This window comes from Nonomuraea sp. NPDC049378 (genome assembly GCF_055586745.1).
Genome location: NZ_JBVJHP010000013.1, coordinates 211,899 through 229,230 on the forward strand (window position 1 = coordinate 211,899; position 17,332 = coordinate 229,230).

Sequence of the window (17,332 nt, forward strand, 5' to 3'; positions counted from 1 at the left end):
CCGCCGCGGTTCCCGCGTACGCCGCGCGCGGTACGCATCGCGTCCGGCCGGCGCGGCACGGCCGGCGGGCGGAGGCGCCGGAGCTCAGCGGCCGGGCCCGAGGTCCTCCGCCCCTGACGGCGGGTGCTGCTGGATCTCCCAGAGAGCCATCTCGGGCACGCCGGCCTTGACCAGCGCGTTCCAGGCGCCCATCCGGTCCACCGGGTCGGCCAGCACGGCACGCAGCAACGGGCGCAGCTCGGCGTGGCCGTCGCCGTCCTCCGCCCACATCGCCCCCAGCGCCTGGTGCAGCGCCGGCGACCTGACCGCCACCGTACGGACCAGCTCGTCGAGGATGCGGACCCGCTCCCGGTAGGGCAGGCCGCGCCCCTCCCCCAGGGCTCGCAGCAGCAGGTCGAGCAGGCGGCGGTGCCGGGGCGTGTGGCCGGTGGCGACCGCGACGACGACGTCGCCCATGCCGTCGCTCATCCCGGCGCTCATCCCGGCGCTCATCCCGGCGCTCATCCCGGCACTCGTACTGTCGCTCCTCCCGGCTGCGCTCCTGGCGCCCTCCTCGCCCTCGAGCACGACGTCCTCCGTGCCGCCGTCGATCACCCGGTGCGCCGACAGCGCGGTGAGCAGGCCGTTCCAGCCCTCGTGCCCGAGGTTGCCCTTCCACAGGTGGGTGAGCGCGGACCAGCGGTCCAGGGGGTCGGGCCCCGCCAGGAGCGAGGAGACGCTGACGGGCTGGTCGGAGGCGGCGACGATGAGCAGGGTGAGGTTCGCGGAGTAGGCGGCCAGACGGCGGGGCACCGTGTGACGTACCGGAAGGAAACCGGTGAAGTGGCGGCGGGGGCGCTCGTGCAGCGAGCGCCGCAGCGTCCCGGCCAGGAGCGTGACGCACCGCTCCCGCACCGCGGCGGGCACCTCGGCCAGCAGCTCCAGGATGAAACCGACGGTGGGCCCGCGCTCGGCCAGGCACGAGTGGGACGTGACGGCGTACAGCAGGTCGTCGTCCACGGCCTGGACGAGCGCGAGGGGCTCGTCGCCGGCCAGCCGGCACCTGCGGTCGAGGTCGCGCAGCGCGTAGACGGTCAGCCAGGCCACCAGGAACTCGCCGAACGTGGAGTGCAGGAACGCGTGGCCGTTCCTGCGGACGAAGAAGAACCGTTCCGTGGCCTTGCGCACCCAGTCGATCCGCTCGCCCTCGTCGCCGGGGTCCTCCTCGCCGCCGTGGCACAGGGCGGGCAGGTCGCGCTCGAGCGCCTCGTCGGTGAGGACCTGGCGGCCCCTGGCCAGCATGGACAGCGCCGCCGTGCCGAGCAACACCAGCTCCTGGTCGATCGCCACCCGCCGCGCCCCGCCGGTCTCCCGTTCGGTGTAGTCCCTGAGCAGCACCTCGTACAGGCGGGCGCGCCCGAGCGGGCCGTGGTCGCGCTGCAGCGCGTTGCCGCCGGCGTCGTAGAGGGCCAGCAGCAGCAGGAGCAGCGGCTGCCTGGCCATGTCGCCGTGCACGAGCGCCGCCCGCGCGGGCAGCGGCTTCAGGTCACGCCTGGCCAGCAGGGACCGGTTGGCCTGGTCCCAGATGTCCAGCCACTGCCGCACCTGGCCGTCGTCGAACGGCTGCAGCTGCAGCGCGAGCAGCCCCTCCGGAAACCTGATCCGGTCCGCCACCACCGTACGGCTGGTGACGATCACCGCGACGGGCCGCCCGAGCCCGGCCTCCCTGGCCTGGAACTCCTGGACGTGTTCGAGGTAGTCGAACCGGTTGACGCCGCCCTGCAGCAGCTCGTCCAGCCCGTCGAGCAGGACCACCGGCATCGCCCCGTCGCCGGCCGCCACCAGGTCGGCGTAGCCCACCTGCTCGTCCAGCACCCCCTTGAGGGCCTGCTCGATCTGCTCGGTGACGTCCGCGCGCGCGGCCACCGCGCCCAGCTCCACCCTGATCGGCAGGAACTCCGACCTGGCCAGCCGGGCCGCGAGCACCTCGGTCAGCTTCGTCTTGCCCGCACCCGGCTCGCCCAGCACCAGCAGCGGCGCCCGGGTGGCCCGCAGCGAGGTGAGGTGTCCCACGAGGAACGCCTCGGGGTCGGGCAACAGGCGCCGGTCGTCCCACCAGGCCCGCTCGGCGGGCGCGGCGTAGCGGGTCAGCTCCGCGACCCGACAGCGGGGGGTGAGGTAGCCCTCGCCGAGCAGCGGGAGCGTGACGTCCTCGGGATGTTTGCCGGCGACCAGGAGCGGCTGGTCGAGCGCGTTGGCGGCCATCCTGGCCAGGTGGATCACGGGGCGGTCGCCGACCCTGGGCGGGGCCAGCTCGGCCAGCAACCACGCCACCCGCGACAGCGCGGTGCCGGGCGGCGGCCGCTCCGTGACGAGGCTGCGCACCCCGAACTCGTGGCTGTCGAGCGCCAGCGACCGGTAGTCCTCGTCGTAGATGCGCAGCGCGTGCGCGGGCGGGCCCTCGGCCAGCATGCGGGGCAGCAGGAGCTGGTCGTCGACGCTGAGCTCGTCCCAGACCGACAGGCCGCCCACGTATCCGGCCAGGGCCTCGGACATGTGCAGGAAGGCACGTTCCACGGCGCGCCGCGTCTCGGCGTACGGCAGGTGCGGCTCGGGCGTGGGCAGCCGCTCCAGCAGCAGCTCGGCCACCAGCCTGGCGAACCGCTCGGGCGTCGGCACGCCGTGGGAGATCTTCTCGCCGCGGTCGAGCCGGTCCAGCGTGAACGGCAGCTTCGCCTCGCCGAGCGCCTCGAAGTACGCCGACACGACGATCGCGGCGTGCGCCGCGGCCAGCCGCTCGGTGCGGGTGTGCCGGTCGACGCCGCCTTTGAGCTCGGGCATGCGGCGCACGACGTCCTTGCCGTAACGGACGATGCCGTCGCGCATGTCGTTCAGTCCGGCCGCCAGCCGCCCGCCGCCGGCCAGCGCCCAGCCGGTGCGCTCGGCGGCCGAGGCGAACCCGACGACCTTGACCAGCCTGCCGTCCTTGCAGCCGAGAATCCTCAGGGCGTCGGCGTAGCTCGGGGTATCGATCATGGCCTTCTCCCGGGGACAGGGGGTGTCCCATCATGCGCTCCACGCCCGCGATCGCGCAGGCTTCCACACCGTGCAGGTCTGCCGCCAGGTCTGTTGCCGGCCCGAACGTTATGTACCCTTCAGGGCGCGCGCGATCTCCGGCAGCGCCGCCGGATCCTCGATCGTGGACGGCGTGGTGTACGGGCGGCCGTCGGCGATGTCGCGCATCGTGGCGCGCAGGATCTTGCCCGAGCGGGTCTTCGGCAGCCGGGCGACCACCAGGGCGCGGCGGAAGGCGGCGACGGGCCCGACGCGCTCGCGTACGAGTGCGGCCACCTCGCGCTCCACCTCGGCGGGGTCGCGCTCCGCACCGGCCTTCAGCACCACGAACCCCATCGGCAGCTGCCCCTTCAGCTCGTCGGCCACGCCGATCACGGCGCACTCGGCCACGTCGGGGTGGGCGGCGATGACCTCCTCCATCGAGCCGGTGGACAGGCGGTGGCCGGCGACGTTGATCACGTCGTCGATGCGGCCCATGACGTAGAGGTAGCCGTCGGCGTCGAGGTGGCCGCCGTCGCCCGACAGGTAGTGGCCGGGGTAGCGCTCCAGGTAGGAGCGGGCGAAGCGGGCGTCGTCGCGGTAGAGGGTGGGCAGCGCGCCGGGCGGGAGCGGCAGCTTGACGGTGACCGCGCCGTCGACCCCCGGCGGGCAGTCGTTGCCGTCGGCGTCGAGGATGTGCACGTCCCAGCCGGGCACCGGCTTGGTGGGCGAGCCGGGTTTGATCGGCAGCCGTTCGATGCCGGCGCAGTTGGCGGCCACCGGCCAGCCGGTCTCGGTCTGCCACCAGTGGTCGATGACGGGGATGCCGAGCAGGTCCGACGCCCAGTGGTAGGTGTCGGGGTCGAGCCGCTCGCCGGCCAGGAAGAGGTACCGCAGCCCCGACAGATCCCACTTTTTCGCGAAATTTCCGGATGGATCCTCTTTCTTGATGGCCCTGATCGCGGTCGGCGCGGTGAACAGCGTACGCACCCCGTGCGTGGCCACCACCCGCCAGAACGCTCCCGGGTCCGGCGTGCCGACCGGCTTGCCTTCGTACAGCACGGTCGTGCAGCCCGCCAGCAGCGGCGCGTACACGATGTAGGAGTGGCCGACCACCCAGCCCACGTCGGAGGCCGCCCAGTAGACCTCGCCCGGAGCGGCGCCGAACACGTTGGCCATGCTCCAGTGCAGCGCCACCGCGTGCCCGCCGTTGTCGCGCACGACGCCCTTGGGCGAGCCGGTCGTGCCGGAGGTGTAGAGGATGTAGAGGGGGTCGGTGGCGGCCACGCTCACGCAGCCGGCCGGCTCGGCCTCGCGCACGGCCCGCTCCCAGTCGAGGTCGCGGCCCTGCGCGAGCTCGGCCACCGACTGCGGCCGCTGGAGGATCACGCAGTGGTCCGGCCGGTGCGCGGCCTGCTCAAGCGCCGCGTCCAGCAGCGGTTTGTACGCCACCACCCGCGCCGGCTCGATGCCGCACGACGCCGAGAGCACCACCTTGGGCCTGGCGTGGTCGATCCGCATCGCCAGCTCCCTGGCCGCGAACCCGCCGAACACCACCGAGTGCACCGCGCCCAGCCGCGCGCAGGCCAGCATCGCGACGACCGCCTCCGGCACCATCGGCATGTAGACGACCACGGTGTCGCCGGCCCGCACGCCCAGATCGCGCAGCATGCCCGCGGTCCTGGCCACCTGGTCGAGCAGGTCGGCGTAGGTGAGGACGCGGACCGTGCCGGTGACCGGGCTGTCGTGGATCAGCGCCGCCTGCTCGCCGCGCCCGGCCGCGACATGCCGGTCGACCGCGTTGTGGCAGGTGTTGAGCCGCCCGTCGGGAAACCAGCGGCCGCCGTCGCCGAGCGCGGTGGCCGGCGCCACGTCCCAGTCGATGCCGCGCGCCGCCTCGGCCCAGAACGCGCCAGGCTGTTCGATGCTCTGCCGGTAAGCCTCGTCGTAACCGCCCACTGATCGATCAGATCAGCCCGCGCCCCCATGGCGCAAGATACATGGGTGAGCGATGACTTGATCCTTTCCGTCGTCATGGGATCGCGGGCGTACGGGCTGGAAACCGAAAATTCCGACACCGACCGGCGGGGCGTGTTCGTGGCGCCGACCGCGGCGTTCTGGCGGCTGGAGAAACCCCCCACGCACCGCGACGGGCCGCTGCCCGAGCAGTTCTCGTGGGAGGTCGAGCGTTTCTGCGGCCTCGCCCTCGAGGCCAACCCGACCGTCCTCGAGTGCCTGTGGTCGCCTGTCGTGGAGGTGATCACCCCCGCCGGCCGGCGGCTGCGCGAGTTGCGGACGGCGTTCCATTCGCGGCGGGCGCAGCGCTCGTTCGCCGGCTACGCCGAGGACCAGTTCCGCCGCATCGACCCGGTCGCGCCCAGGTGGAAGCAGGCCATGCACATGGTGCGGCTGCTGCTCAGCGGCCTGCACCTGGTCCGGCACGGCGAGCCGCTGGTCCGGGTGGGGCCGCACCGCGAGCGGCTGCTCGCGATCCGGCGCGGAGCCCTGCCGTGGGCGGAGGTGGACGCCTGGCGCGCCGCCCTGGCCGCCGAGCTGGCCGCGACGCCGAGCGTGCTGCCCGCCCGGCCGGACCGGGAGGGGGTGGAGGACTTCCTGATCGGCGTACGGAAGGAGAACCTGTGAACGACCTGCCCGGATGGCTGGCGGAGATCCCCGGCGAGCAGCCGTACCCGCCGGTGTTCGCGACGGTGAGCGGGGCGCACCTGTACGGGTTCCCCTCGGCCGACTCCGACGTGGACCTGCGGGGCGCCCACCTGCTGCCGGTGGAGGAGGTGGCCGGGCTGCGGCACGGCCCGGAGACGCTGGAGCGGACGTGGACGCGCGACGGCGTCGAGGTGGACCTCGTGACGCACGACCTGGCCAAGTTCGGGCGGCTGCTGCTCGGCCGCAACGGCTACGTGCTGGAGCAGCTGCTCTCGCCGCTGGTCGTGGCGTCCTCGGCGGCGCACGAGGAACTGGTCGCCCTGGCCCCTGGCTGCCTGACGCGCCACCACGCGCACCACTACCTGGGGTTCGCGCGCACGCAGTGGCGGTTGTTCGGCAGGAGCGGCGAGCTGAAGCCGCTGCTCTACACCTTCCGCGTGCTGGCGACGGGGACGCACCTCATGCGCACCGGCGAGCTGGAGGCCGACCTGACCCGCCTGTACGCGTACGGGCCGGCGTACCTGCCCGAGCTCGTCGCCGCGAAGCGGGAGGCCGAGCACGGGCAGGCGCCGTCCGTGCCGGGAGTCCAGGAGGACGTGGCGCGGATGACGGCGGCGCTGGAGGAGGCCCGGGAGTCGTCGGCGCTCCCCGAGCGGGCCTCCGCCGGGGAGGCGCTGCACGATGTGGTGGTCAGGGCCCGGCTGCGCGGGCCCTCGCCGGGCATGGCGGAGCCCGGGGACCGGGCGGCCAGGGTCTGACGGGGAATCCGCCGTTACGGAGCCGCGGGATCGGCCGACAGGACGAGCCTGACGGCGAAGTTGCGGTAGCCGCCCCGCTCGAACGCCCTGGCCATCGGCACGTTGCCGGAGTCGGTGTCGGCCACGATCCGCTGGACGCCCCGCTCCGCGTGGAAGCGGGTGATCTCGGCGAGGAGGTCGTCGACGTACCCGTGGCCGCGCCGCTCGGGCACCACACCGAGATAGCCGACCACGGGCCCGGCGTCGTTGGCGGAGGGCAGGGCGACACCGACGAGGTCGCCGCCCTTGTCGTAGGCCAGCCGCCACCAGGACCGTTCGCCCCGCATGGACGCGCAGTCGCGGACGTCCTCGCGGGCCTGCTCCACCGGGTCCATGGTGCGCAGGGCCTGGCGGGTGGCGAAGTCGAGGGAGCCGGCGGCCACCCGCCGGAACGCCTCCACGAAGACCTCGTCGTCCTCCTCGCCGCGGAAGACGAGCCGGTCCGGCGGCTCGGGCACGGGCGCGTCGCCCGCCGTCCACGCGTAGCGCAGGCGTTCGAGCTCCTCGGTCAGCCCGGCGCGGCCGGCGGCCTCCCAGCGCCAGCCGACGGCCGCCGTGGCCGCGGGGTCGCCGCGCCAGCCGTTGGGCACGAAGACGTGGTACTCGGGCGCCCGCCCGAAGGCGGCATGGGCGTGGCGCAGCAGGTCGGCGGCCACGCCCACGCGGTCGCCGACCGAGGGGTGCACGTAGAGACAGTCCAGCGCGAGCGGCCTGGCGCCGTCGGGGAAGCTCCACCAGACGGCGCGGGCGAGGATGTCGTCGGTGTCGTCATCGGTGGCCAGCCAGATGCGGTCGTAGCCGTAGTTGCGGCTCTCCACGTACGACAGCAGCCGCTCAGGGTGGGCCCAGCTGATGGGCTCGTCGACGACGCAGCCGAGCAGGCGGTCTAGGTCGTCCTTGACCGCGGGACGGAAACGCATGGTTCCTCCGAGAAGTGGAAGCGGGCGCGAGGAGCGCCCGTGGTGATGCCGGACATCTCAGCGCCTCCTTTCTTCCGACTTTTCGGTGTCGGCTGGCACTTTAACAGAAATATCGCGACAGGATGGGCTGGTGAGCTCCTACCACGACGACACGCTGCCCCTGCAACCACCGATCCGGCTGCCCGGCGAGGCCACGCTCGCGGCGGCGGTGCGCGCCGCCCCGCTGGCCGGGGAACTGAAGCCGGAGGGCGACGACTCCGAGGTGCTGGCCGCCTGGGCGGGACACTGCCGCGACCTGTTGGCCGCGGACGGCGCCCTGCTGCTCGAGCTGATCAGGATGTTCCTGACGCGCGAGCCGCACCAGGGCGAGGTGCCGGAGACGCTGACAGGGCTCGGGCTGGTCCGCCAGGAGGAGCCGTACACGCTGAGCTGGCTCGGCCTGTGGGCGGCGCGGCTGATCGTCGCGGCGACCACCGGGCAGGAGGTCCCGGTCATGGGCTCGCTCGCGGACGGCGACGCCGCGGCGCTGCTGCACGGCCTGCGGTCCTACCCCGAGGCGGAACGCGACGAGGAGCTGGCCGGATGGCTGAAGGGCCGGGAGCGCGACGAGGCGGTGGCCGAGATCGCCGCGGCGCTGGCCACGGTCAGCCCGCTGAGCCGGGCGATCGGCGTGGAGTTGTTGTCGACCCGGTTCGGCGACGAGGGCCGGCTGGCGCTCTCCCGGCACCTGGAGAAGCGCAAGCTCGGCGCGGTGATCGCGGCCAGGACCGGCCGCACCGAGCGGCAGCCCGCGCCGGACGAGATCGCGTGGGTGCTGGTGGACATGGCGGCGGCGCTGCTGGAGTTCGGGGACGAGCCCGGCCAGGTGATCGAGTCGATCGCCCTGGGCATGGACGTGGAGGAGCAGGCGGGCACGATCCCGATCCTGGCCTTCGGCGACCATCCGTGGACAGGCCAGGTGCTGCGGTTGTTCATCGACCACCACCCGGACCAGCGGGTCTCGGCGGCCGCCCGCAAGGCGCTGCGCCGGCTGCGCGGGCTGGCCGACGTCCGCGGCTGACGTGTGGTCCGGCGCCGGCCGAGGCCCTGGCTGCTCAGGGCGTGCCGGCCTGCCGCTGCTGTTCCAGGCGCACCTTCTTCGGTACGCACATCCGCCAGGCCTCCAGCACCAGTTCGCGCATCTCGGCGGCGTCGATGGCGGCGAGCCGTACCTCGACCCAGTTGAAGCGCAGGTCCGACTCCCCCGGCATGAGGAACTTGTCCGGCTCGGCCGCCACCAGCGCCGCCCGCTCCTCCTTCGGGAACGCGAAGCCCATCTGCGTCTCGTCGCGCGAGAACGCCACGTAGACGATCTGCCCTATCCGGAACTTGACGCGGTCCCTGATGAGGTGCTCAGTGGAGCGCGGGAGCGTGCGCGCGAACCGCCGCACGTCGTCGACTGTGACCACGCGGGCAACGTTACCGATTTCCCTCGGCGGCCGAAATGTCGGCGAGCGCCGAATCCGGGTCGCGCTCGACGGCCAGGTCTCCCAGGCTGACGATGCCGACGGCGCGGCCGTCCTCGACCACGGGAAGGCGGCGGACGGCGTGCGAGCGCATCATCCGCACGGCCTGCTCGATGCCGGTGTCGGGGTCGACGGCCTCGACGGCCGGACTGCACGCCTCGCGTACCGGCGTGTCCGGGCCGCGCTCGGCGGCGACCACGCGCACGGCGATGTCACGGTCGGTGACGATGCCCTGCATGCGGCCGTTGTCGTTGACGATGATCGCCCCGGTGTCGTGCTCGCGCATGAGCGCCGCGGCGGCGGAAACCGGCTGGTCGCCCTCGATCGTGGCCGGGTGGGCTGTCATGACGTCTGCCACGGTCTTCGCCATGGGTCCTCCTGTGGGTCGGTGCCCGCCCCCTACCCGGGCGCTCGCCCGATTCACCGGAGGCCGCGCCCACGCCGCGCCTGTCTCGTACAGCAAGACACTTTCTCTTGAATGGTGAGATTGGCGTAGGCTCGCCGGCAACGGTCCGGCGAAGACGAAGGAGTTCGGCGATGGAAGCCGTCTACACGCATGGCCACCACGAGTCGGTGCTGCGCTCGCACCGCCGGCGCACCGCCGGGAACTCGGCCGCGTACCTGCTGCCGCACCTGAAGCCCCACATGAAGGTGCTCGACGTGGGCAGCGGCCCCGGCACCATCACCGCGGACCTCGCGGCCAGGGTGGGGCACGTGACGGCGTCCGAGGTGAGCGCGGAGGCGCTCGACCTGGCCAGGGCCGAGGTGCGCGCCCGCGGCCTGGGCAACGTGGACTTCGCCGTCGCCGACGTGCACGCGCTCGGCTTCGACGACCACACGTTCTGCGTGGTCCACGCCCACCAGGTGCTGCAGCACGTGGGCGACCCGGTGCGCGCGCTGCGGGAGATGCGCAGGGTCACCAGGCCGGGCGGGTTCGTGGCCGCCCGCGACAGCGACTACACGGCGTTCGCCTGGCACCCGCGGCTGCCGGTGCTGGACGAGTGGATGGAGCTGTACCAGAAGATCGCGCGAGGCAACGGCGGCGAGCCGGACGCGGGGCGGCGGCTGCTGTCGTGGGCGCGGGCCGCAGGGTTCGAGGACGTCACCGCCACGTCGTCGACCTGGTGCTTCGCCACGCCCGAAGACCGGGCCTGGTGGGGCGGGATGTGGTCCGAGCGGATCCTGCACTCCGCGATGGCCCGGCAGGCCCTGGCCACCGGCGCCGCCACGGAGGCGGACCTGCGGCGGATCTCGGAGGGGTGGCTGGCGTGGGCGGCCGACGGTGACGGCTGGATGTCGCTCCTGCACGGCGAGGTCCTCTGCCGCGCCTGAGCCGCACCGCCCTGAGCCCGGCGCGCTGTCAGATGCCGAGGGTCCTGGCGCGCTGCCACCGGGGGTCGCGGTAGAGGACCATGTCGGAGCCGATGAGCTCGTCCGGCGCCGACAACATGGTGATCTCGCCCGCGGCCTGCAGTTGCAGCAGCAGGTCGCGCACGCGCGGCCCGACGGGCAGCCGCCCGGCGGGCAGCCCCAGACCCGTCCTGACCGTGTCGGCGATCTCCGACAGGTGGAACGGCCCGTCGAAGCCCGCCACGATCCCGCGCACGATGGTCATCGTGATCAGGTGCTCGGCCTCGGCGTGCGCCAGCTGCCAGGTGACCTGCTCCCTGCGGCGACCGCTGCCCGCGCACGACGGGCACCCGCGCGTCATGCCGGCCGTCAGTTCTTCCTCCGCCGAGCCGAGGCACGCCGAGCACAGGCCGTTCTCGGCGGCGTGGAGCTCGGCCGGCATCCGGCCGGCCAGGGCCACGCCGCAGGCGCACCCGAACGTGTCACCGAGAATGCCGGCCTGCGGGGTGATCGCATGCTTCGTCATCGGGCCGACTCTACCGGCCCGCCCGCCCCGCGAGGCAACACCGGCCCCAGCGGTGACGCTCCCGCGGGCGGGCGTGGACGTCAGCCGGCGACGCTGCGGTAGAGGTCGCGGGTCAGCCTGGTGATGCGCTTGACCGAGCCGCTCCACGTGCCGCCCACCGGGTGCGCGGTGAGCACCGCCATGACGTACCGGTCGCCCCGGCCTGCCAGGCCGGTCGTGTGCAGCACCGGGCGGCCGTAGTCGGGCACGCCCGAGCCGGTGGCCCGCTGCGCCACCCACGAGATGGGCGCGCCGACGGCCTTGGCGTCCTTGCAGCGGCTCGGCGGCGTCATGCCGAACCCGGACCAGCCCTGCTTGACCGCCCACGGCCGGGGGATCGCGTCGGGGATGCCGAAGGTCTGGTCGAAGCCGTCGGCCCCGCACGGCGCGGCCTTGCGCAGGTGGCCCAGGATCAGGTTCCTGACCTTGGCGTCGGCCCGGTCGAACAGGTAGCGGTAGGTGCGCACGATGTCGTACGCGCTGAGCGAGGTGTAGCCCCAGAAGCCCGGCTTGGAGGCGGGCGGCGGTGTGGTGTCGGCCAGGCCGAGCCTGCGGGCCGTCCTGACGACGATCTTCCCTTCGCCCTCGCGCTCCCAGAACGTCGAGGCCGCGTCGTCGTCGCTGGCCCGCAGCATGCCCTTGAGCAGCTTGGCGTCGGCGGCGGGCACGCTCTTGTGCCGCTCCAGGTAGTCGATCGCGATCAGGATCTTGACGATGGAGGCCGAGCGGTACTTCCTGTGCGCGTTGCGCGTGGCCACGAACTTGCCCGCCTGCCGGTCGAAGACCAGCCACGCGGCCGTGGTGCCGGCGGGGACGGAGGGCGGCTTGGCCCTCTCGGCGTGAGCGGGTACGGCGGTCAGCGCCGTGGCGAGGACGACGGGCACGGCGGCAAGGGGCTTGATTCGCACCCGCCTACAACTACCAGATTCCGCCCGCATCCCCTTGACCGCACAACTAAGCGGGTATAAACACAGATGAAACCAACTCGAAACGGCGGTGAATCAACATCATGTACGCCGAGGAGCGGCAGCAGGAGATCCTGCGGAGAGCGCGGTCCGCGGGCCGCGTCGACGTGGTGACGCTGGCCGCCGAGCTCGACGTGACCACCGAGACGATCCGCCGCGACCTGACGTCGCTGGAGCGGGCGGGTGTGCTGCGCCGGGTCCACGGGGGCGCGATCCCCGTGGAGCGGCTGGGGTTCGAGCCCGCGCTGGCCACCCGTGACGAGGTGATGACGGGCGAGAAGGAGCGCATCGCCAAGGCGGCGCTCGCCGAGCTCCCCGACGACGGTTCCGTGATCATCGACGCGGGCACCACCACGGGACGGCTGGTCCAGGTGCTGCCCGCCGACCGGGAGCTCACCGTGGTGGTGAACTCTCCACCGCTGGCCACCGCCCTGGCGGCCCGCGCCAACCTGCACGTGATCATGCTCGGCGGCCGGCTGCGCGGCAAGACGCTCGCCACCGTCGACGACTGGGCGCTGCGCCCGCTGGCCCATCTCAACGTCGACGTGGCGTTCATGGCCACCAACGGCTGCTCGCTGAGCAGGGGCCTGACCACGCCCGACCCGGCGGAGGCGGCGATCAAGCGGGCCATGGTCAAGGCCGCGCAGCGCAGCGTGCTGCTGGCCGATCACACGAAGTTCACCAACACCTATCTCGCCACGTTCGCCGAGCTCGCCGAGATCGACGTGCTGATCACCGACACCGGCCTGGACGTCGCGCTGGCCGCCGACCTGGCCGCGGCGGGCCCGGAGGTGATCCGGGCGTGATCCTCACCCTGACGCTCAACCCCAGCCTCGACCGCACGATCGAGATCGCCGCCCTGGACAGGGGCGCGGTCATCCGCGCCGCCGCCGCCCACCTCGACCCGGGCGGCAAGGGGGTGAACGTCTCGCGCGCCCTGCTGGCCAACGCGGTCGCCTCGCGCGCGGTGGTGCCGTTCGGCGGCGACGAGGGCAGGCAGCTCGTACGGCTGCTCGCCGACGAGGGCCTCGACATGGTCACCGTCCCCGTCGCGGGCCCGACCAGGTCGAACGTCACCCTCGCCGAGCCCGACGGCACCGTCACGAAGGTCAACGAACCCGGCACGGCCCTCGCGCAGGACGAGCTCGACACGATCGCCGACGCCGTGCTGGAGGCCGCGCACTCCGGTGACCGGGGAGCCGACTGGGTGGTCGCCTCGGGCAGCCTTCCGCCCGAGGTCCCCGCCGACGTCTACGCGTCGTTGTGCCGCAGGTTCGCCGGGGCGGGCATCCACGTCGCGGTCGACACCAGCGGCCCGGCGCTGTCCTGCGCGCTCGGCGCCGCGCCGGCCCTGGTGAAGCCGAACGCCGAGGAGCTCTCCGCCGCCACCGGCATGCCCATCCGATGCGTGGGCGACGTCGTGGAGGCGGCGGCCACGTTACGCGCCGCGGGCGCGCGGGCGGTGCTGGCCAGCCTGGGCGGCGACGGCGCCGTCCTCGTCGGCCCGGACGGCATCTGGTACGGCGAGGCCCCCGTCGCCGAACCCCGCAGCTCCGTCGGCGCGGGCGACGCCATGCTGGCCGGTTTCCTCGCCGGAGGCGGGCGCGGCCCCGGCGCGCTGGCCCAGGCGCTGGCCTGGGGCGCCGCGGCGGTGCGCCTGCCCGGCAGCCGGATGCCCGGCCCCGCCGACATCGACCCCGGCGCCGTCACCGTCGGCTCCCCCGACCCGGCCCGTCTCCTCTCCTCCCCCGCCCTGCCGTCCCCGCCCGCACCCGCACTCCCCTGACCCAGCGAAGCGGCTGATCACTGCTCATCCCCCGAAGGAGCAAGTCCCATGGCCGAAAGTTACACGCCCCCGGTCACCGGAACCGGTGTCAAGGCCACCGTCCAGCGCATCGGCGGCCATCTGGCCGGCATGATCATGCCGAACATCGGCGCGTTCATCGCCTGGGGTCTGATCACCGCGCTGTTCATCCCGACCGGCTGGCTGCCCAACGAGACCCTCGCGAAGATGGTCGGCCCGATCATCGGGACCCTGCTTCCGGTGCTCATCGCCTACACCGGCGGCCGGATGGTGCACGGGCAGCGCGGCGCGGTCGTCGGCGCGGTGGCGGTCATGGGCGTCGTGGTGGGCACCGAGTCCCCGATGTTCCTCGGCGCCATGATCATCGGGCCACTCACCGCCTTGATCCTGAAATATGTGGACAAGTTCACGGAGCAGCGGACCAAGGCCGGCTTCGAGATGCTGGTGGACAACTTCTCCGCCGGCATCGTGGGCGGCGTGATGGCCGTCATCGGCATGCTGGGCATCGGCCCCATCGTGGAGGCCGCCACCACCGCCGCGGGCAACGCCGTGAGCTGGCTGATCGGCAACAACCTGCTCCCCGTCGCCTCCGTGCTGATCGAGCCGGCCAAGGTGCTGTTCCTCAACAACGCCATCAACCACGGCGTGCTCACCCCGCTCGGCATCGCCGAGGCCGCCGAGACCGGCAAGTCGATCCTGTTCATGCTCGAGTCGAACCCCGGCCCCGGGCTCGGCCTGCTGCTGGCGTTCCTGCTGTTCGGCCCGCGCCAGCTGCGGCCCAGCACCCCCGCCGCGATGCTCATCCAGTTCTTCGGCGGCATCCACGAGATCTACTTCCCGTACGTGCTCATGAAGCCGCGCCTCATCCTGGCCGTCATCGCGGGCGGCGCGGCCGGCGTGTTCACGTTCATCGCCACCGGCGCCGGCCTGGTCGCCTCGCCGTCGCCCGGCAGCATCTTCGCGTATCTCGCGGTCACCCCGAGGGGCGGCTGGCTCGGTTCCAGCCTGGGAATCCTCGTGGCCGCGGCCGTGTCGTTCGCCGTCGCCGCCGTCCTGCTCGGCTTCGGCCGCGGCGAGAAGGCGGAGCAGGACGACTCCGCGGGCCCCACCGCGTCCGCAGAATCCGCAGAATCCGCAGAAGGCACCGAGCCCGCCACCGGGCCCACCACCGGCTCCACCACTGAGCCCGCTACCAAGGAGGCCTGAACCATGCCCAGCATCGACAGCAAGGACATCAAGAAGCTCATCGTCGCCTGCGACGCCGGGATGGGCAGCAGCGTGATGCTCGCCTCGCAGTTGCGCAAGCAGCTCAAGGACAGCGGCGTCACCGTCGAGCACACCCCGGTCAACTCCATCCCCGACGACGCCGACGTCATCGTGTGCCACTCGGGGCTCGCCGCCAGGGCCAAGGCCTCCGCCCCCGGGAAGCCCCTGGTGTCGTTCCAGATCTTCCTCGGCGACCCGGCGGTGACCAAGCTGGTGAACACCATCAAGAACGGCGGCACCGTCGATGCGTGACGACCTGCTCGACCCGCGGGCCGTGCTGCTGCACGAGAGCGCCCCCGACCGCGAGGCGGCCATCCGCCGGTGCGGGCGGGCGCTGGCCGACGTGGGGGCGGTCGCGGAGCCGTACATCGAGGCGATGCTCGAACGCGAACGGTCGATCTCCACCTACGTCGGCGAGGGGGTGGCCATCCCGCACGGGACGAACGCCTCCAAGGAGGACGTCCGGCGCGACGCGATCTGCGTGGTCCGCTTCCCCGGCGGGGTCGACTGGGACGGCGAGCAGGTCACCCTGTGCGTCGGCATCGCCGCCAAGGACGACGGGCACGTGCGGTTGCTGTCGCAGCTGGCCGAGATCCTGCTCGACCCCGACCGCGCGAGGACGCTGCGCGAGGCCACGGAGGTCTCGCAGGTGATGAAGGAGCTCACATGAAGGTCGCCAGATTTCACGCACCCGGCGACATCAGGATCGAGGACGCGCCCGAGCCCGAGGCGGGGCCCGGCGAGCTGAAGATCCGGGTGCGCAACTGCTCGACGTGCGGCACGGACGCCAAGATCTTCACGTTCGGCCACCACCACATCAGGCCGCCGCGCGTCATGGGCCACGAGATCGCCGGCGAGGTCGTCGGCACGGGCGCGCGGGTGCAGGTGATCGCCGCCATCCCGTGCGGCACGTGCCAGGAGTGCGTACGCGGCCGCCGTACGGTCTGCCCGAACCAGGAGTCGATGGGCTACCACTACGACGGCGGCTTCGCCGAGTACATGATCGTCCCTTCCAAGGTGCTGGCCGTGGACGGCGTCAACACCATCCCGTCCGGCGTCGGCTTCGCCGAGGCGTCGGTGGCCGAGCCGCTGGCGTGCGTGCTGAACGGCCAGTCGCTGGCGCGCGTCGGCGCGGGCGACGACGTGGTGGTGATGGGCGCGGGCCCGATCGGCTGCCTGCACGTGCGCCTGGCGCGGGCGCGCGGCGCCTCCCGGGTCTTCCTCGTGGACGTCAACGCCGAGCGCCTGGCGATGGCGGCCGAGCTCGTACGCCCCGACGCGGCCATCGACGCCGACCCGGCCGAGCAGGTGCTCAAGCTGACCGGCGGCAGGGGCGCGGACGTCGTGATCACGGCGGCGGCGTCGGGCGCGGCGCAGGAGCAGGCCGTGCGGATGGCGGCCAGGCAGGGCCGGATCAGTTTCTTCGGCGGCCTGCCCAAGGACGATCCCGTCATCGCGCTCGACTCCAACCTGGTGCACTACCGCGAGCTGACCATCGTCGGCGCGAACGGCTCCAGCCCCGCGCACAACGCGGAGGCGCTGCGACTGGTCGCCGACGGCGCCGTGGTGGTGTCCGACCTCATCACCCATCGGCTGCCGCTGCCCCAGGTGCTCGACGGGATCGATCTCGTCAGCAGGGGCGCGGCCATCAAGGTCACCATCGAGCCCTGACGAACGAACGCTGACGAACGAACGCTGACGAACGAACGCTGAAGACACGAAGATCGAGCACGCGAGATCGAACATGGAGCCTGGGAGGCTTCTCATGGCACAACGAACGGTGGCCGTGGCCTCGGCCAGTGGCCTGCACGCCCGTCCCGCCAAGCTGTTCGTCCAGGCGGCGGCGAAGCTGGGGGTGCCGGTGACGGTCCGGCTGGGCGAGAAGTCCGTGCCGGCCAGGAGCATGCTGGGGGTGCTGTCGCTGGGCGCGGTGCGCGGCTCAGAGGTCACGCTCGAAGCGGAGGGGCCCGGGGCGGAGGAGGCTCTGGACTCCCTGGCGGCGCTGCTGTCGCGCGACCTGGACGCGGAAGAGGCCCTCGATGCGTGACCTGTCCCGCCCTGCCCCCCTTCCCCCCGGCACGGGACCGCAGAGGGCCACGACTCACGACGGCGGCCCCGGCGGCGGCTCCGGCGGCGGCTCCGGCGGCGGCTCCGGCGGCGGCTCCGGCGGCGGCTCCGGCGGCGGCCCCGAGGCGGGCGCCGCCGGAGGGCTCGCCGGCCTCGGCGTCAGCCAGGGTCGGGCGGCGGGCCCGGTGATCCGGATGGCGGGGCCGCCGGCGCTGCCCGAAGCGCGCCCGGTCACCGACCCCGCCGCTGAGGCGGCCACGGTCGCCAGGGCCCTGGAGGCGGTCGCCGCCGACCTCAACCGCCGCGCCGCCGCCGCCCGCGCCGCCGCCGCCCGCGCCGGAAGGGTGACGCGTCATAGGGGCGGGCGCGGCGAGGAGGGGGGGTCGGGCCGGGCAG

The 17,332-nt window shown here is 73.2% G+C and carries 19 protein-coding genes; 12 read left to right on the forward strand and 7 right to left on the reverse strand.

Going from position 1 to position 17,332, the window contains the following annotated elements:
- Positions 1–84: 84 nt before the first annotated feature.
- Both ACZ6SA_RS28180 and ACZ6SA_RS28185 read right to left on the reverse strand, forming a co-directional pair.
- Positions 85–3,015 carry an NACHT domain-containing protein gene (locus ACZ6SA_RS28180; protein WP_465831431.1) on the reverse strand — a complete coding sequence of 977 codons (2,931 nt, stop codon included), beginning with the start codon at positions 3,013–3,015 and terminating at the stop codon, positions 85–87.
- 108 nt (positions 3,016–3,123) lie between these two features.
- Positions 3,124–4,992, reverse strand: coding sequence for a propionyl-CoA synthetase (locus tag ACZ6SA_RS28185; protein WP_465831434.1), 1,869 nt, complete (start codon positions 4,990–4,992; stop codon positions 3,124–3,126).
- 45 nt (positions 4,993–5,037) lie between these two features.
- Between ACZ6SA_RS28185 and ACZ6SA_RS28190 the strand changes: the two genes are divergently transcribed.
- Positions 5,038–5,676 carry a nucleotidyltransferase domain-containing protein gene (locus tag ACZ6SA_RS28190; RefSeq protein ID WP_465831436.1) on the forward strand — a complete coding sequence of 213 codons (639 nt, stop codon included), beginning with the start codon at positions 5,038–5,040 and terminating at the stop codon, positions 5,674–5,676.
- Positions 5,673–6,455: a nucleotidyltransferase domain-containing protein gene (locus ACZ6SA_RS28195; RefSeq protein WP_465831438.1), complete on the forward strand. Its 783-nt coding sequence runs from the start codon at positions 5,673–5,675 to the stop codon at positions 6,453–6,455. Before ACZ6SA_RS28190 ends, ACZ6SA_RS28195 begins: the two co-directional genes overlap by 4 nt.
- Positions 6,456–6,469: 14 nt before the next feature.
- Here ACZ6SA_RS28195 and ACZ6SA_RS28200 read toward each other — a convergent pair whose 3' ends face one another.
- Positions 6,470–7,414, reverse strand: coding sequence for a GNAT family N-acetyltransferase (locus ACZ6SA_RS28200; RefSeq protein ID WP_465831439.1), 945 nt, complete (start codon positions 7,412–7,414; stop codon positions 6,470–6,472).
- 130 nt (positions 7,415–7,544) lie between these two features.
- On the opposite strand from ACZ6SA_RS28200, the gene ACZ6SA_RS28205 reads away from it, so the two are divergent.
- Positions 7,545–8,474 (forward strand): hypothetical protein, encoded by a 930-nt coding sequence (locus ACZ6SA_RS28205; protein ID WP_443152565.1) that lies wholly within the window; start codon positions 7,545–7,547, stop codon positions 8,472–8,474.
- Between the two features lie 34 nt (positions 8,475–8,508).
- Here ACZ6SA_RS28205 and ACZ6SA_RS28210 read toward each other — a convergent pair whose 3' ends face one another.
- A complete protein-coding gene (locus tag ACZ6SA_RS28210; protein ID WP_465831442.1) occupies positions 8,509–8,862 on the reverse strand; it encodes an MmcQ/YjbR family DNA-binding protein in 354 nt (117 codons plus the stop codon).
- Positions 8,863–8,872: 10 nt separating this feature from the next.
- Positions 8,873–9,289, reverse strand: coding sequence for a CBS domain-containing protein (locus ACZ6SA_RS28215; RefSeq protein WP_347644984.1), 417 nt, complete (start codon positions 9,287–9,289; stop codon positions 8,873–8,875).
- A 167-nt stretch (positions 9,290–9,456) separates the two neighbouring features.
- Between ACZ6SA_RS28215 and ACZ6SA_RS28220 the strand changes: the two genes are divergently transcribed.
- Positions 9,457–10,251, forward strand: coding sequence for a class I SAM-dependent methyltransferase (locus ACZ6SA_RS28220; protein WP_465831444.1), 795 nt, complete (start codon positions 9,457–9,459; stop codon positions 10,249–10,251).
- A gap of 28 nt (positions 10,252–10,279) precedes the next feature.
- Here ACZ6SA_RS28220 and ACZ6SA_RS28225 read toward each other — a convergent pair whose 3' ends face one another.
- Both ACZ6SA_RS28225 and ACZ6SA_RS28230 read right to left on the reverse strand, forming a co-directional pair.
- Positions 10,280–10,795, reverse strand: coding sequence for a hypothetical protein (locus ACZ6SA_RS28225; RefSeq protein ID WP_347644982.1), 516 nt, complete (start codon positions 10,793–10,795; stop codon positions 10,280–10,282).
- A gap of 80 nt (positions 10,796–10,875) precedes the next feature.
- Positions 10,876–11,742 carry a D-alanyl-D-alanine carboxypeptidase family protein gene (locus tag ACZ6SA_RS28230; protein WP_465831447.1) on the reverse strand — a complete coding sequence of 289 codons (867 nt, stop codon included), beginning with the start codon at positions 11,740–11,742 and terminating at the stop codon, positions 10,876–10,878.
- A gap of 101 nt (positions 11,743–11,843) precedes the next feature.
- On the opposite strand from ACZ6SA_RS28230, the gene ACZ6SA_RS28235 reads away from it, so the two are divergent.
- The 8 genes from ACZ6SA_RS28235 to ACZ6SA_RS28270 all read left to right on the forward strand — a co-directional run.
- The gene (locus tag ACZ6SA_RS28235) at positions 11,844–12,605 is read left to right on the forward strand and encodes a DeoR/GlpR family DNA-binding transcription regulator (RefSeq protein ID WP_132598494.1); all 762 of its coding nucleotides are present in this window, start codon (positions 11,844–11,846) and stop codon (positions 12,603–12,605) included.
- Positions 12,602–13,585 carry a 1-phosphofructokinase gene (gene pfkB / locus ACZ6SA_RS28240; protein WP_347644980.1) on the forward strand — a complete coding sequence of 328 codons (984 nt, stop codon included), beginning with the start codon at positions 12,602–12,604 and terminating at the stop codon, positions 13,583–13,585. Before ACZ6SA_RS28235 ends, pfkB begins: the two co-directional genes overlap by 4 nt.
- Positions 13,586–13,633: 48 nt before the next feature.
- On the forward strand, positions 13,634–14,809 hold the full coding sequence (gene mtlA, locus ACZ6SA_RS28245) for a mannitol-specific PTS transporter subunit IIC (RefSeq protein ID WP_465831449.1): 1,176 nt from the start codon (positions 13,634–13,636) through the stop codon (positions 14,807–14,809).
- A 3-nt stretch (positions 14,810–14,812) separates the two neighbouring features.
- Entirely contained in the window at positions 14,813–15,121 is a 309-nt protein-coding gene (locus tag ACZ6SA_RS28250; protein ID WP_132518575.1) for a PTS lactose transporter subunit IIB, read from the forward strand.
- Positions 15,114–15,539: a PTS mannitol transporter subunit IIA gene (locus tag ACZ6SA_RS28255; protein ID WP_347644978.1), complete on the forward strand. Its 426-nt coding sequence runs from the start codon at positions 15,114–15,116 to the stop codon at positions 15,537–15,539. The genes ACZ6SA_RS28250 and ACZ6SA_RS28255 overlap by 8 nt, the downstream gene beginning before the upstream one ends.
- A complete protein-coding gene (locus ACZ6SA_RS28260) occupies positions 15,536–16,540 on the forward strand; it encodes a zinc-dependent dehydrogenase (protein WP_465831452.1) in 1,005 nt (334 codons plus the stop codon). The genes ACZ6SA_RS28255 and ACZ6SA_RS28260 overlap by 4 nt, the downstream gene beginning before the upstream one ends.
- Positions 16,541–16,634: 94 nt before the next feature.
- The gene (locus ACZ6SA_RS28265) at positions 16,635–16,916 is read left to right on the forward strand and encodes an HPr family phosphocarrier protein (RefSeq protein WP_347619323.1); all 282 of its coding nucleotides are present in this window, start codon (positions 16,635–16,637) and stop codon (positions 16,914–16,916) included.
- Positions 16,909–17,332: phosphoenolpyruvate-utilizing N-terminal domain-containing protein (locus ACZ6SA_RS28270; RefSeq protein ID WP_465831454.1), on the forward strand; the 424-nt coding region annotated here is incomplete at its 3' end. The genes ACZ6SA_RS28265 and ACZ6SA_RS28270, both read left to right, overlap by 8 nt.